The sequence below is a fragment of the Pseudodesulfovibrio senegalensis genome, from assembly GCF_008830225.1.
Classification (GTDB): Bacteria; Desulfobacterota; Desulfovibrionia; order Desulfovibrionales; family Desulfovibrionaceae; genus Pseudodesulfovibrio; species Pseudodesulfovibrio senegalensis.
Window position 1 is genome coordinate 1,288,316 of record NZ_WAIE01000001.1, and the last position, 14,243, is coordinate 1,302,558.

General features: G+C 55.8%; 14 protein-coding genes. 8 read left to right on the forward strand and 6 right to left on the reverse strand.

What is annotated here, in order from left to right:
- Window position 1: 1 nt before the first annotated feature.
- From F8A88_RS06090 to secF, 6 genes are all read left to right on the forward strand, one after another.
- The gene (locus F8A88_RS06090) at window positions 2-1,279 is read left to right on the forward strand and encodes an NAD(P)/FAD-dependent oxidoreductase (protein ID WP_151150172.1); all 1,278 of its coding nucleotides are present in this window, start codon (window positions 2-4) and stop codon (window positions 1,277-1,279) included.
- 25 nt (window positions 1,280-1,304) lie between these two features.
- The gene (locus F8A88_RS06095; protein WP_151150173.1) at window positions 1,305-2,399 is read left to right on the forward strand and encodes a class II glutamine amidotransferase; all 1,095 of its coding nucleotides are present in this window, start codon (window positions 1,305-1,307) and stop codon (window positions 2,397-2,399) included.
- A gap of 5 nt (window positions 2,400-2,404) precedes the next feature.
- Entirely contained in the window at window positions 2,405-3,169 is a 765-nt protein-coding gene (locus F8A88_RS06100; RefSeq protein WP_151150174.1) for a GltB/FmdC/FwdC-like GXGXG domain-containing protein, read from the forward strand.
- A gap of 41 nt (window positions 3,170-3,210) precedes the next feature.
- On the forward strand, window positions 3,211-3,570 hold the full coding sequence (gene yajC / locus F8A88_RS06105) for a preprotein translocase subunit YajC (protein WP_151150175.1): 360 nt from the start codon (window positions 3,211-3,213) through the stop codon (window positions 3,568-3,570).
- 136 nt (window positions 3,571-3,706) lie between these two features.
- On the forward strand, window positions 3,707-5,302 hold the full coding sequence (gene secD / locus F8A88_RS06110; RefSeq protein ID WP_151150176.1) for a protein translocase subunit SecD: 1,596 nt from the start codon (window positions 3,707-3,709) through the stop codon (window positions 5,300-5,302).
- 12 nt (window positions 5,303-5,314) lie between these two features.
- A complete protein-coding gene (gene secF, locus F8A88_RS06115; protein WP_151150177.1) occupies window positions 5,315-6,388 on the forward strand; it encodes a protein translocase subunit SecF in 1,074 nt (357 codons plus the stop codon).
- A 188-nt stretch (window positions 6,389-6,576) separates the two neighbouring features.
- Here secF and F8A88_RS06120 read toward each other — a convergent pair whose 3' ends face one another.
- The 6 genes from F8A88_RS06120 to F8A88_RS06145 form a co-directional block, all read right to left on the reverse strand.
- On the reverse strand, window positions 6,577-7,248 hold the full coding sequence (locus F8A88_RS06120; RefSeq protein WP_151150178.1) for an adenylate kinase: 672 nt from the start codon (window positions 7,246-7,248) through the stop codon (window positions 6,577-6,579).
- 63 nt (window positions 7,249-7,311) lie between these two features.
- A complete protein-coding gene (gene tilS, locus F8A88_RS06125; protein ID WP_241667359.1) occupies window positions 7,312-8,217 on the reverse strand; it encodes a tRNA lysidine(34) synthetase TilS in 906 nt (301 codons plus the stop codon).
- A gap of 116 nt (window positions 8,218-8,333) precedes the next feature.
- Complete coding sequence (locus F8A88_RS06130; RefSeq protein ID WP_151150180.1) at window positions 8,334-8,681, reverse strand: hypothetical protein; 348 nt, start codon at window positions 8,679-8,681, stop codon at window positions 8,334-8,336.
- Window positions 8,681-10,057, reverse strand: coding sequence for a glutamyl-tRNA reductase (hemA, locus tag F8A88_RS06135; protein ID WP_151150181.1), 1,377 nt, complete (start codon window positions 10,055-10,057; stop codon window positions 8,681-8,683). The genes F8A88_RS06130 and hemA overlap by 1 nt, the downstream gene beginning before the upstream one ends.
- A complete protein-coding gene (locus F8A88_RS06140; protein WP_151150182.1) occupies window positions 10,054-10,869 on the reverse strand; it encodes a cytochrome C assembly family protein in 816 nt (271 codons plus the stop codon). Before F8A88_RS06140 ends, hemA begins: the two co-directional genes overlap by 4 nt.
- A complete protein-coding gene (locus F8A88_RS06145; protein WP_151150183.1) occupies window positions 10,856-11,536 on the reverse strand; it encodes a precorrin-2 dehydrogenase/sirohydrochlorin ferrochelatase family protein in 681 nt (226 codons plus the stop codon). The genes F8A88_RS06140 and F8A88_RS06145 overlap by 14 nt, the downstream gene beginning before the upstream one ends.
- A 110-nt stretch (window positions 11,537-11,646) precedes the next feature.
- On the opposite strand from F8A88_RS06145, the gene F8A88_RS06150 reads away from it, so the two are divergent.
- Together F8A88_RS06150 and F8A88_RS06155 are read left to right on the forward strand one after the other, a co-directional pair.
- Complete coding sequence (locus tag F8A88_RS06150) at window positions 11,647-12,897, forward strand: glycosyltransferase family 9 protein (RefSeq protein WP_151150184.1); 1,251 nt, start codon at window positions 11,647-11,649, stop codon at window positions 12,895-12,897.
- A 68-nt stretch (window positions 12,898-12,965) separates the two neighbouring features.
- Window positions 12,966-14,240, forward strand: coding sequence for a CgeB family protein (locus F8A88_RS06155; RefSeq protein WP_151150185.1), 1,275 nt, complete (start codon window positions 12,966-12,968; stop codon window positions 14,238-14,240).
- Window positions 14,241-14,243 lie beyond the last annotated feature (3 nt).

Here is a 14,243-nt window from a genome sequence, read left to right on the forward strand (position 1 = left end):
CATGAAATACGTCATCATCGGAAACGGCATTGCATCCATCGGGGCCATTGAAGGCATCCGCAAGGTCGATACGGAAAACACCATCATGGTCATCGGCGCGGAGGACACTCCTGCCTATGGTCGTCCGCTCATTTCCTACCTGCTGGCAGGGAAGATAACGCCGGACAAACTGTCCCTGCGCCCCATGCAATTCTACAAACAAAACAATATCGAACTGAAACTCGGCACCACGGTCACGGCCGTGGACGTCGAGCAGAAGACCATAACCACGGCCGATGGCGAAACCATCGAGTACGAACACTTGCTGATAGGAACGGGCGGCACCCCGTTCACCCCGCCCATCCCCGGTTCCGACGGGGAGGGGGTATACAACTTCACCAACATCGAACACGCCCAACAGCTCATTACCTGCGCCAAGGACATGAAGCGGGCCGTGGTCATCGGCGGCGGTCTCATCGGCCTCAAAGCGGGGGAAGCCCTGTTCGACCGTGGCGTGGACGTCAGCATTGTCGAACTTTCCGACCGCGTGCTCAGCATGGCCTTTGATTCCCACGCAGCTGAACTGGCAGCAGAACGCCTTCACGAAGTCGGTCTCAACGTGCTTACCGGAGTCAGCGTCAAGGAAATCCAACGCGACGGCGACGGGAAAATGGTTGGCGTCCATCTTACGGACGGCAGCTTCCTGCAGACGGAAGTCGTGGTTATCGCCATCGGCGTTATCCCCAACTTCGACCTTGCGAGGGATGGAGGCATCAATGTGGACAAGGGCATCGTAGTCAACGACCACATGGCTACCAGCGTTCCGAACGTATATGCGGCCGGCGACGTGGCCCAGGCGCTTGACCTGCTTGCAGGGGAAAACCGGGTGCTGCCCATCTGGCCCAACGCCTACAATCAGGGATACTGCGCGGGCAAAAACATGGCCGGGGAGTCTGTCGAATATTCTGGCGGGCTGTCCATGAACTCCATCAGTTTCTATGGCCTGCCCACTATTTCGGTCGGCACGGTCAACCCTGCCCCAGACGAGCAGGGAGTGGAAATATCCACCATCCTCGACAAAAAGAAGAAAAGCTATCGCAAGCTGGTATTCAAAGACAACACCCTGATCGGATACGTGCTTGTGGGCGACATCGACAAAGCCGGACTTTTCACTGCCTTTGTCAAATTCAAGCTGCCCATAGATGACACCACCAAGGGACGGCTCATGTCCGGAGATCCAGACATGCTGCTCTGGCCGGACGCCTTCTTCGAGGAAACCTGGAACCCCGAAGCCGATTAGGGCTTGCGCCCATTACGGAGGAACAATGAAAGCTCCTGAAAGATATTACGATTTCGACAAAGACATCTCGGGGTGCGGCATTTTCGGTGTAGTAAGCACCGAACGCAACCTGATTTCCGGCGACATGCCCATTGCGGCCATGGCCTGCATGCATGACCGGGGCAACGGCCTTGGCGGCGGTTTTGCCGCATACGGCATATACCCGGATCAGGCGGACAAATACGCCTTTCATATCATGTGCGACGACAATGCCGGGGTCAGTGCGTCCGAGGAAATCCTCAAGCACTACTGCGAGGTTCATGAATACGAACCCATCCCCACCCGCAAAACGCTGGCCATCACCAACGCCCCCATCGTGAACCGCTACTTCGTCACCCCGGGCAAGGAAAAGAACGAGTTCAGCCACCTTGGCGAAGAAGACTATATCGTGGCCGTGGTCATGAAAATCAACACCTCGGTTCCCGGAGGGTTCGTCTTTTCCAGCGGCAAGGACATGGGCGCGTTCAAGGGCGTGGGCTTTCCCGAAGACATTGCCGATTTCTTCCGATTGGACGAATACAAGGCCTACATCTGGACCGGACACAACCGCTTTCCCACCAACACCCCCGGCTGGTGGGCCGGAGCGCACCCGTTCACGATCCTGAACTGGTCCATCGTCCACAACGGCGAAATCTCTTCGTACGGCATCAACCGCCGCTACCTGTGCGAGCACGACTACCTGTGCGCGCTCATGACCGATACCGAGGTGGTGGCCTATGAACTGGACCTGTTCATCCGCAAGCACGGCCTGAGCTGGGAAATGGCGGCCAAGATTTTTGCCCCGCCGTTCTGGGACGAAATCGAACGCATGGACGACGACGACCGCGAACTCTATACCGCGTTGCGCACAACCTATGGTTCGGCAATGCTCAACGGACCGTTCGCCATCCTCGTCGCCGATAACAACAGACTCATGGGCCTGAACGACCGCATCAAGCTTCGTCCCCTGCTGGTGGCGGAAAAGGATGACATGGTCTTCATGTCCAGCGAGGAATCCTCCATCCGCGAGGTGTGCCCGGAGCTGGACAAGGTCTGGATGCCCAAGGCCGGTGAACCCGTCATTGTGGACGTAAAGGGGTAGGGAACATGACTACGACAAAAACAAAGCAGATAACTCTGGACGCCCAAGGCATCTATTACAAGCAATTCAACGAAACGATCCGTGAAAAGGTGAGTGAAGGCTATACGGACTTCAAGCTGGTCAACGTCAACGGCCAGCGATACCTGGCCACGGCCCTAGACGGCGACTTTTCCTTTGAAATCAATGGGGTGCCGGGACAGGACATGGGCGCGTTCATGCGCGGCCCCAAAATCCACGTGCATGCCAACGCCCAGGACGGCATCGGCAACACCATGGATGACGGGAAAATCGTGGTGCACGGTCTGGCCGGAGACGTGGCGGGCTACGCCATGCGCGGCGGCAATATCTACATCCGGGAAGACGTGGGCTATCGCGTGGGAATCCACATGAAAGCCTACATGGATCACCAGCCGATTATCGTGGTCGGCGGCAAGGCCGGGGACTTCCTCGGTGAATATATGGCTGGTGGAATTATTTTGCTCTTGGGGATGTTTTCTGGTAAGCCTGATGCGCCTATTTCGGGAAGAAGCCTCGGAACAGGCATGCATGGCGGCGTGATTTATGTTCGCGGCAAGGCTCCCGTGGACCAGCTCGGACCGGGACTGCACGCTCAGCCGGTGGACAGCGAGGACATGGAAGTCATAGAACGGATCGTCAAGGATTACGCTAAAGAGCTTGACGTGGATGCCGACGAAATCTTAAGCGAAGGTTTCGAGAAAATCCGTCCGTTTTCGCACAGGCCTTACGGCAACATGTACGTGCCGACCTGATGCTTTTGATTACACGGCAATAAACATCCCCAGGAGGACATATGCTTTTCAACAACATCGCCTTTGCCATGGCACCGCCCGCGGGTGGAGCAGAGGGCGGAGCTGGAGGCCTGTTGGCCGGCCCCTTGCCCATGCTCGTTCTTATGTTTGCCATTTTCTACTTCCTGCTCATTCGGCCGCAGCAGAAAAAGGCCAAAGAGCACAAGAACATGCTGGAAAACTTGAAGGTCGGCGACAAGGTGTGGACCAATGGTGGCATCAAGGGCATCATTGCGGAAATCAAGGATGATGTCCTGAAGCTGGAAATCGCTGACGGCGTATCCATTGAAATGCGGAAAGGCTATGTGACCGACATTGACGGCCCCAAGGCCGCGCCTGCCAAGAAAGAAAAGAAAAAGTAACAAGTAGAAGGCAGACAGCCTTTGAAAGCGGCTTTTCACCGCGGACCGGGCCCGCCCTGCGGCTCTGGTCCGCGCTTGCGTTTGCCGCGTCATGACAGGCTGTCTTCATTTTCCACCGACAGGGGAGAATTCATTCATGCAGAGTTTGCGCTGGAGAATCATTGTCGCCCTGCTCGTACTGGTGCTCGGACTGGCCTATATGCTGCCGTCCCTGCCCGGAGTACAGGGCTCCTCACTGGCCGAAGCATTGCCCGGCGACAGCATCAACCTCGGACTGGACCTCAAGGGAGGCATTCACCTGACGCTGGGCGTCGATGTGAATGTCGCGCTCCAGAACAACCTTGCCCGCATTGGCGACGACCTCAAATCCGTGGCCAAGGAAAAGGAAATCTACCTTCTGCGTCCGACAGTGCTCCCGGGCGACAAGATACAGTTGGTCCTGCTCAAGGGTGAGCAAAAGGAAGCATTTGAAAAAGTGCTCGATGACTTTGATTCCGTGCGGGTCGATGGAACACAATCCATGGCGGACGGACGAATCAAGTACGTGCTGGGCATCACTTCCGACTACAAGAAGTATCTTACCAAGCTGACCATGGATCAGGCCATCAAGACCATCCGCAACCGCATTGACCAGTTCGGCGTTGCCGAGCCGGACATTCGCCGTCAGGAAGGTCATCGGGTTCAGGTCCAGCTTCCCGGCATTCAGGAACCGGAGCGCGCCATCAAAATCATCGGCCGCACCGCGCACCTTGAATTCAAGATGGTCGACGACACCGTTGATCCGGCCAAGGCCCAGCAGGGCATCCTGCCTCCGGGCGACGAACTGGCCGTACTCATGAACCGTCGGCCGGACGGCACTTATGCCGAACAGCCCATCGTACTCAAGAAAGACGCCGTGCTCACCGGGGAATACATCACCGACGCTTCGGTTCGCTACGGCAACTTCAATGACGCCTACGTGGGTATCAATTTCAACAACAAGGGCGGCCGGATTTTTGCCCGCCTGACCGAAGAAAACGTGGGCAACCGCATGGCCATCGTGCTGGACGGCAAGGTCTATTCCGCTCCGGTCATTCAGGAAAAAATCAGCGGCGGACGCGCCAGCATCACGGGCAGCTTCACCACCGACGAAGCCCGAGACCTGGCCATTGTTCTCCGCGCCGGTTCGCTGCCTGCCCCGGTGCACATCCTCGAACAGCGCACGGTGGGTCCGTCCCTCGGACAGGAATCCATCGACAAAGGCATCATGTCTGCAATGATCGGCATGGCCCTGATCCTGGTCTTCATGGTCGTCTACTACGGATTCGGCGGCTGTGTGGCCGACGTTGTCCTGACCCTCAACATCATGCTGATCATGGCAGGGCTGGCTGCATTTGGCGCAACCCTGACATTGCCGGGTATTGCGGGGATCATCCTGACCATTGGTATGGCTGTAGACGCCAACGTGATCATATTCGAGCGCATCCGCGAGGAACTGCGCAGGGGGATGACCGCACGCGCTGCCATTGACGAAGGATACGGCAGGGCGACCCTGACCATCCTCGACGCCAACGTGACCACGGTCATCGCAGCCGTCATCCTGTATCAATTCGGTACCGGACCGATCCGTGGATTCGCCGTGACACTGACCCTGGGTATCATCACCTCCATGTTCACGGCCATTTTCGTGTCGCGCATCCTGTTCGACCTGTACGTGAAAAACCGCTCCGAAAAAGCGAAGTTGAGCATTTAGGAGGATCGCCACATGGGACTGCAAATAATCAAACCGGATACCACAATCGATTTTATCGGTTTTAGAAAGGTAGCCTTCATTGTTTCCGCGTTGGTCATTCTCATCGGCCTTGGTTCGCTGATATACAACGGCGGCCCCAAGTACGGAATCGACTTTGCGGGCGGCATTATCGTCCAGGTCAAAATCGACCAGAAAACCGATGTTCAGGAAATCAAGGATTCGCTCAAGGGGCTGGAACTGCCCGGAATGGTGGTTCAAAGGCTCGGCCTTGAGGAAGACAACGAATACCTGATCCGAACCTCCAGTTCGGACATCGCCTCCAGCGTCATCCGCGATCAGGTTTCCCAGGCCCTGACCGACAACCTCGTCGGCAAGTCCTTTGAAATCCAGCGTCTGGAAATGGTCGGCCCCAAAGTGGGTGCTGACTTGCGCTCCAAGGCGCTAGAAGCCATGTTCTACGCCGTGCTGCTCATCGCCATCTATATCTCCGGGCGTTTTGAGCAGCGCTGGATGGCTGCGGCCATCATGGCGGGCGGACTCCTCGCCGGCCAGTATGGTCTGGCTCTGACCGGACTGGATATTGCCTGGACCATCATAGGCATGCTGGTTATCACGCTGGGCCTATGCTGGTATCTGAAACTCAATTACGCTCTCGGTGCCGTTGTGGCCCTTGTACACGACGTTCTCATTACCGTGGGCGTGTTCTCGATTCTGGGCAAGGAATTCGACCTGACCATCATTGCGGCGCTGCTGACCATCATCGGTTACTCGCTCAACGATACCATCATCGTCTTTGACCGCATCCGTGAAAACATCGCGGGCAGAGGCGAAGAGGAATTCCCCACCCTCATCAACACAAGCATCAACCAGACCCTTTCGCGCACCATACTCACTTCGGGAACGACCCTGCTGGTGGTGCTGAGCCTCTATCTGCTGGGCGGCGGCGTCATTCACGACTTCGCGCTTGCACTGCTCATCGGCGTGGGCGTGGGCACGTATTCGTCCATCTTTGTTGCCAGTCCGATCCTTCTCGGATTCGGTCCCACCGACATGGATGTGGAAGACAGCGAAGCGCAAAACGCTTAGCTCACACAAACAATACACACCACAGGGGGAAGGGCATGGCTCTTCCCCCTTTTTTCATGCCCGAAGCACAACGGCTAAGAATCAAGAACAACAACGTCCACGGCACTGTCGTCCCTGTTCTTCAGACGTAAAAAGGCCCTCCGGCACGATGCCGGAGGGCCTGACTTTGCGCTAAACCTTCGGTCTGACTATGCGAGCTGGGAAAGCAGGGTTTCCTTGATCTCGTCGATGGTGCCTTCACCATCCAGCTCAATGTACTTGAATCCGGCCTTGTCTGCCAAGTCCTTGTAGAAGTAGGCGGCAGCGATGGTTCCGGTCTTGTCGTCATAGTAGATGTCATGACGCTTGTTGATGGCGTCTTCGTCCTGGTCGTCAGCGCGGGCGCTCAGTTCGCCACCGCACACGCGACACTTGTCTCCGTCCGGAGCAATGGCGGGGATGCCGACGTTGTTCGGATGGTTGGGATCATTGGCGCACAGACGGCGACCCATGATGCGAGCCTTGGCCACTTCGCGGGGCAGCAAAATTTCAATGACGAAATCCAGCTTCACGCCGTCCTTCTGCAGGGCTTCCCACAATTTTTCAGCCTGAACGATGGAGCGGGGGAAACCGTCCAGCAGCCAGCCGTTGGAGCTGGAGCTCTGCAACACGTCAAGAACCATGGGAATGGTGATATCGTCAGGAACGAGTTCGCCCTTGTCGATGTATTCCTTGGCCTTGAGACCCAGTTCGGTGCCGCCGCCGATGTGTTTGCGGAAAATGGCGCCGGACTCAATGTGATCCAGGTCGTATTTCTGCTTGGCCAGGGAACCCTGGGTGCCTTTACCACTGCCGTTGGGTCCAAAAATCAGAATATTCATGAATAACTCCTCCTAACGATTGTGCAAAAGATCACATGCTCTTATCCCCTGAGGCCCCAACTGTCAATGCTTGACCCTGAAAACAACCCCTTCGGAAACGATTTTGGCGGTCTTATCGCCGGGGAACTGGATGACGGCACCGATGCGTTGCTCCCGCCAAGCCGCGTCCAGCCTGAACAAAGAGTCCGCAAGGGCTTGTCCCGGTCCCATTGCATCAAGTTTGTGCTTGTAAAAACGCATACGCTCGGCCTGATGCGCCCCCTCAAGGGCGTGTTGCGCTAACAACGGCCCGGGTTGAAGCATTTGACAGCGCCTGAACCAAAAGTCGTCATCCAGTCGCCCCATACGCCACATACGAGCTACGGACGATGTAAAAGACTGATTTTCTTCAACAAATAGAGGAAGAATGGAGTGGCGGACACGATTGCGTTTCCAGCGTTGGTCCGCATTGCTGGCATCCTGCGACCAAGGCACGCGCAAATCGTGAAGAAAATCACGGAGTGTGCTCTTGGGGGTCAGTAAAAAGGGTCGAACAAGGTTGCGGTCAGGATCGATACCCGGCATTCCGGAAATCCCCGGCCATCCCGCCCCGCGGAGCATACGCATGAGCACGTCCTCGCACAGGTCGTCCAGATGATGCCCCAAGGCGATGTGTTGCGCTCCCAGCTTTTCCCTTTCCCGCTCAAGCAGTGCATAGCGGACATGACGGCCGGCCTCTTCGATTCCCATGCCCATGGACAGGGCTTCTGCCTGCACGTCCCGGCGAATCGCCGTGCACGGAATGTCTGCGGCTTTGCAAAGCGCAACTGCGGCAGCAGCCTCGTCCGGGGATTCAGCCCGAAGGCCGTGGTCCAGATGCAAGGCAAAAACATGACCATGATTGCGCCTGGAAATATATTTGAGAACCAGCAGCAAGGCGGTCGAATCGATTCCGCCGGAAAAAGCCGTCAGAAAGGCTTTTCCCTCCATATCGACCCCGAGCTCATTCACAAGGAATGATTCGACTCCAAGACAGAAATGCGCCCATTTGGGAGGCAATTCCTGCAAGGTTGCCGGGATTGATTCAGGCAGTGGGGGAGGCATGGCTAGACCGGGATGTCTAATCCCTTGATCATGTCATCCACGAAATCGAGCATGTAGTTGCGCTGCTCCGGGGTACAATAGGCCACGCAGGAGCAACGGATGATGCCCTTCGCCCTTACCAGCAGCTCCATTTTCAGCTTGTTGCCCGCCAGATCGTGAATGACTTCAAGGCCAAGGAAGTATGGTCCGCATTTTTCCAGATGCTCTTTCTGTTCGTCGGTGAGCATGTCCTCGGGCATGGGAAGATAGTATATGTCCTCAATGGGACCGGCATACCCTGCGTCGGTCATATGCTTCTCGATGATGGCCAAATTGTCGTCTATGATATCTTCAATCAGATAATTTCTCATTATTGTTCCTTTTTTGCAGCATCAATGAAGGTTTCCACTTCGTCGTGACTACATTCGCGAGATACCTGCTTACGCTCCAGATGTGCGGTGGAAGGGACCGACTCGTCGTCGAGATTGAACATGCGGCGGGCAATATCAATGTACCGTTCGGCCGCATCCTCTTCCTGGCTGCGTCGCTTGAGAAAACAAATGGGTTCATGGAGCACTTTCCGGCTTACGGAAAGGACCAGTGTTTCCAACGCAGCGCGTGTTGACGCATCAACGCCGCCCAAACGCTTGAGCGTCTTTTCCAGCTCCTTGCGGGCAATGTCCTCATTGGAAGAAACCATGTCTGCAATGGTGGGCTGCAAGGTTAAAGACTTGAGCCATATGCCGAACTTTTCAGTTTCCGCGGCAACCACGGCATGCGCCTTGACCGCCTCGTCCTGCCGCTGCGACATGTTCTCTTCCACGACTTCCTTCAAATCATCAATGTCATACAGATAAATGTTGTCCAGATTGTTGACGTCCGGATCAATATCGCGGGGGACCGCGATGTCGATGAAAAACATGGGACGATTCTTGCGCTGCTTGAGCACACCGCGAACATCCTTGGCCTTGAGCACGGCCGTGGGCGATCCTGTTGAACTGATGACGATATCCGCTTCATGCAAACGGGAAGGCATCTCGTCAAAACTGATGGGATGTCCGTTCATGCTGGCGGCAAGCGATTTGGCCCGGGCAAGGGTGCGGTTGGCAATGAGCAATGACCGAACGCCGTTGTTCATGAGGTGGGTTGCGGCAAGTTCGGCCATTTCTCCGGCCCCGATCAGCATGGCGTTCATGCCTTCCAGATCGCCGAAAATTTTTCTGGCCAACTCAACGGCTGCAAAACTGATGGAAACCGCGCTGGAAGCAATGGCCGTCTCGGTACGGACCCTCTTGGCAACGGAAAACGCCTTGTGCAGCAATCGGTTGACGATGGTTCGGGCGGTCCCGTTATCCACGGCATTACGGTAGGCGTCCTTGAGCTGACCCAGAATCTGCGGTTCGCCCATGACAAGGGAATCAAGGCTGCAGGCCACGGTAAAAAGGTGCTGAACCGCGTCAAGTGCCATATACTGATAGGTGTGGTCGCCCAACAACTCGACAGGGGCATCGCAGGCTCCGGCCCAATGCGAGTAGACCTCGTCAAAAACATCGGCGTCACGCTCTCCCTGCGCCACAACCACGATTTCAACGCGGTTGCACGTAGAGAGCACGATACATTCACGAATGGCGTCACAACTGTGCAGCCGTTGCTCGAAATTCTCGACATCGGTCAGCGCAAACCGCTCCCGCACGTCAACGCCGGCGGTTTTGTGATTCAGGCCTACGAGATATATCTTCCTGTTCATGGCATCTGCCTAAACGTTATGGTGTGATGCAGCAGGGAAACAACCATGGCTGCAAACACGATGATCATCAGAATTGCAGGCTTTCTGCCTTTCCACCCGAGCAACATACGCTGGTGAAACAGAAAGGCAAAGGCTCCCCATACGGCCAGAGACGATATTTTCATGACGTCCCAGACAAACATCTTGCCCGGAGCGATCCAGTACCAGACAAAGGAGGAAAAAAGACCAAGCGTATACAGCGGAAACCCGATGGCAACCACCATGTGATTGACCCGGTCGAAAATGGAGAGAGAGGGGGTATCCTTGCCCAGCGACCGAAGCCCGGCCTTGGTCTTGATTTTCTTGTTGTAATGAAGGAACGCCAGCGCGGCACCAAACCCCATGACCAACACACCGAGCGCAAGAACCAGTGTGCCGATATGCAGGCCGAAAAACAGCATGGTCAATTGCTTGGGCATGACCACACGGATACCGCTGAACGTCATAGACGTCAGAAAGAAGAGCAGAGCTAGCGGCAGGACGGTCAGGGCCATGAACTCAAGACGAAAACGCCACCAGAAAAAGAAATAGATGACCAAAATACTCCAGGCCAGAATACTCAGGTACGTTCCGCTCGCGTTCAGGGCGACACCTCGTTCCTGAACAAAAACAAGCGCTATGTCTACGGTGTGCAGGGCAAAACCGGCCACGGCCAGAATTCCGGCCAACCGCCGGAGTCGGGGATTGGCTGCGGCTGTGCCCACGAGAAAAAGAACCGTACCGACCAGATACAGCCCAATGATGAGAAGCTGAAGCAGTTCAAACAAGCCCATCAAGCAACTCCGGGATGTTGTTGTGCAGGGTGTCGGGCAGAATATCCATCAAGATGCCCCGGGCTGCGGTTTTGTCGCGCACTTTCAGGGCATCGGCAAGTTCGGAAAATACAAGTGAACGAAATACATCCGTGTTTTGCCGGGTCTCAAGCCCGAGGTCAAGCATGCGCGGCCGCAATCGTCCCATGAGGGCAAGGACAAGACCGTACTCATCGCCGATAAGCCCATCGATTTCAGCACGCACGCGCCGGGCCATGGCAGGGCTCTTCCCCGCGGTTGAAACGGCAATGCACAGGTCTCCCCGCCGTACTGATCCGGGCACGATAAAGTGTCCCCTGTCCGGTTGGTCCGCGATATTGCACAAAATGCCGCGGCGTTCGCATTGCTGAGCGATTTTCCCATTCACGACACTGTCGCTGGTACAGGCAAAGGCCAGATTGATACCGTCCAGGTCCTCTACAACAAACTCTCTGCGTGCAAAACAGACATTGCCGCACGAAGTACACACGGTTTCCATGTCTTCGGAAGCTTTGGCCGTATCCACGACCAGAACGGAACATGCCCCGGCCTCGGCCAGAGAGCGGGCCTTGCGACAGCCCACACCGCCACCGCCCACCACAAGACAATGCATCCGTTCAAGATTGATGAACAAGGGATAATAACGCATCAATGGTTCATACACCATGGCAGGGCGGGCTGTAAAACCCCATTTCAGCCCTGTTTTCTTGCCATGTTCGCTGGTTATGCGCTAAACGAATCGTAAATCGACCACAAGCAATGAAACACTACCTCGTCATACAACTCGCTCGCTTCGGCGACCTGCTGCAAACCAAGCGCCTGCTTGCCACCTTGCTGGCACGGGGCGACGGACAGGTGCACCTGTGTCTGGATAATTCCCTGCAATCGCTGGCAACCATGGTCTTCCCGCAGGTACAGCTGCACCCGATCACCGCACACGGAACCGGCCTGAGCCGCGAACAGGCGTACACGGTCATGTTTCAGGACAACCGTTCGGCTTTTGCCGAACTCAAGGCAAGACAGTTTGACGAGGTCTACAACCTGAATTTCTCGCCGCTCAACTTCCGGCTCGCGGCACTGTTCGATCCGGACACGGTTCGGGGCCATGCATGGCACAACGGACAGGAAATAAGCTCGCAATGGGCACGCATGGCCATGCAGTGGTCCAGATTGCGCAGGCAATCCATCAATCTCGTGGATTTCTGGGCCTATTATTGCCGGGACGCCGTTGCCCCGGCAACAGTCAACCCGAAAGCCACCCCGCAAGGCGACAATATCGGCATAGTACTCTCTGGCCGGGAGTCACGACGTTCCATTCCACTCGAATTACTTAGCAAATACGCCACAGCCCTTGCGAGGCTGAACAAATCAGGACGAATACTGCTGCTGGGCAGCCTCTCGGAAAAACACGCGGGCAAGACATTGCTCAAATCACTGACCAAGGATGTTGCAGAAAAAACCGACAACCTTGCCGGAAAAACCGATTGGAAAGATCTGGTGGACGCGCTGGGTTCAATGAAACAAATCCTGACACCGGATACCGGCACCATGCATCTTGCCGCGCACCTCGGTATTCCGGTCACGGCCTTTTTTCTTTCCTCGGCATGGTGCTTCGAGACCGGCCCCTACGGCGAGGGACATACGGTCTTTCAGGCAATCCGGGACTGTCTGCCGTGTCTGGAAAGCGATCCATGTCCACACAAAATCGCATGTCTGAACGGCTTTGCCGATCCGAATTTCATTCGCTTCATGATCACGGAAAAAACAGAACTGGTCCCGCCGGGCATCAACGCCTACACCACGCAAACCGATGATTTTGGCGTCGACAACATACTTCTGGCGGGAAACGACCCGGACAAGGCTGCCCGCGACGAGTTCAAGAAATTCCTCGGACGCCATGTGGGACAGGGTTGTCCGTTGGGCGACAACGCCCACCAACTGGCAATGAAAATGTATCGAGACAAGGACTGGGCAACGCGCCCCAGCCCGGAATCTCGACGCATTTCATAGAAAATCAACGCCTGACAAGGCTGAGACGAACCAAAAGACCAACACGGATGAAGACCGGAGCCAGCGTCATGCCCGAAAACCACTTGCGAATCCTCGTTGTCCTGCCCATGTATGGAGGCTCGTTGCCCGTGGGGCGCTTTTGCGCTGATGCACTTGCCGAACTCGGACATATCGTGGAAACCTTCGAAGCCCCTGAATTCCATACTGCTTACGAAGCGCTCAAGAACCTCAAGGTGACGGGTGACCGGCTGGAATATCTCCAGAACAGCTTTCTGCAAACCGTCAGTCAGGCCATTCTGGCCAAGGTGGAAACATTCGAGCCGGACATGGTGCTTTCCATGGCCCAGGCGCCGCTTTCACATCAGGCGCTCAGACGGCTGCGCAAGGACAATGTGGTCACGGCCATGTGGTTTGTGGAGGATTATCGACTGTTTACCTACTGGAAATCCTACGCACCGTTCTACGATATTTTTGCGGTCATCCAGAAAACACCATTTTTCGAGGAACTTGAAAGCATCGGCGTGCACAACGCCCTGTATCTGCCTCTGGCCGCACATCCTCCGTTTCACAAGCCAATCGAGCTAAACTCCATTGACCGTCAGAAATTCGGTTCGGATATTTCGTTCATGGGCGCGGGCTATGCCAACAGACGCGTGGCCTTTCGCAAGCTTGTGGGGCGCGATTTCAAGATATGGGGCTCGGAATGGAACGGCGACCACGTGCTTGAACCGTTGGTGCAAATGAAGGGCAGACGCGTCAGTTCCGAAGAATGCGTCAAGATTTTCAACGCCACCACCATCAACCTGAACCTGCATTCCAGCGTGCAAAAGGAACAGCTGGTCACAGGCGGAGACTTCATCAACCCGCGAACCTTCGAACTCTGCTCCTGCGGCGCATTTCAGTTGGTGGACAAACGCACGCTCATGGACGAAGCCTTTGCCCAAGGCGAACTGGCCACGTTCACGAGCATGGACGAGATGCTGTCCATGATCGACTTGTATCTCAACAATCCCGAAAAACGGCAAATGATTGCGGAACGGGGGCAAAAACGGGTGCTCAAGGACCATACCTATACCGTACGCATGCAGACGCTCATCGATTTCACGGCCGAACGCATCCCCGGCTGGCCCGCTCAAAAGGAAAAACGGGATCTTTTCCCGACAGACTTCCCGGAAGAACTGAAACGGGACATCAACGCCCTGATCCATACCCTGAACCTGCCGGAAGACGTGGGTTTTGAAGATTTGGTCTGGGCGATCCGCCAACAACAGGGCACGCTCTCCGATCTGGAAACGGCCGTGCTCTTCCTTGATGAATGGCAGAAGCTCTACAAAAAGAAGTAAGGC

Excerpts from the sequence above, each read along its gene's own strand:
- F8A88_RS06090 (WP_151150172.1), top strand. The coding sequence starts at position 2 with ATGAAATACGTCATCATCGGAAACGGCATTGCATCCATCGGGGCCATT.
- F8A88_RS06095 (WP_151150173.1), top strand. The coding sequence starts at position 1,305 with ATGAAAGCTCCTGAAAGATATTACGATTTCGACAAAGACATCTCGGGG.
- F8A88_RS06100 (WP_151150174.1), top strand. The coding sequence starts at position 2,405 with ATGACTACGACAAAAACAAAGCAGATAACTCTGGACGCCCAAGGCATC.
- yajC (WP_151150175.1), top strand. The coding sequence starts at position 3,211 with ATGCTTTTCAACAACATCGCCTTTGCCATGGCACCGCCCGCGGGTGGA.
- secD (WP_151150176.1), top strand. The coding sequence starts at position 3,707 with ATGCAGAGTTTGCGCTGGAGAATCATTGTCGCCCTGCTCGTACTGGTG.
- secF (WP_151150177.1), top strand. The coding sequence starts at position 5,315 with ATGGGACTGCAAATAATCAAACCGGATACCACAATCGATTTTATCGGT.
- F8A88_RS06120 (WP_151150178.1), bottom strand. The coding sequence starts at position 7,248 with ATGAATATTCTGATTTTTGGACCCAACGGCAGTGGTAAAGGCACCCAG.
- tilS (WP_241667359.1), bottom strand. The coding sequence starts at position 8,217 with ATGGAGGGAAAAGCCTTTCTGACGGCTTTTTCCGGCGGAATCGATTCG.
- F8A88_RS06130 (WP_151150180.1), bottom strand. The coding sequence starts at position 8,681 with ATGAGAAATTATCTGATTGAAGATATCATAGACGACAATTTGGCCATC.
- hemA (WP_151150181.1), bottom strand. The coding sequence starts at position 10,057 with ATGAACAGGAAGATATATCTCGTAGGCCTGAATCACAAAACCGCCGGC.
- F8A88_RS06140 (WP_151150182.1), bottom strand. The coding sequence starts at position 10,869 with ATGGGCTTGTTTGAACTGCTTCAGCTTCTCATCATTGGGCTGTATCTG.
- F8A88_RS06145 (WP_151150183.1), bottom strand. The coding sequence starts at position 11,536 with ATGCGTTATTATCCCTTGTTCATCAATCTTGAACGGATGCATTGTCTT.
- F8A88_RS06150 (WP_151150184.1), top strand. The coding sequence starts at position 11,647 with ATGAAACACTACCTCGTCATACAACTCGCTCGCTTCGGCGACCTGCTG.
- F8A88_RS06155 (WP_151150185.1), top strand. The coding sequence starts at position 12,966 with ATGCCCGAAAACCACTTGCGAATCCTCGTTGTCCTGCCCATGTATGGA.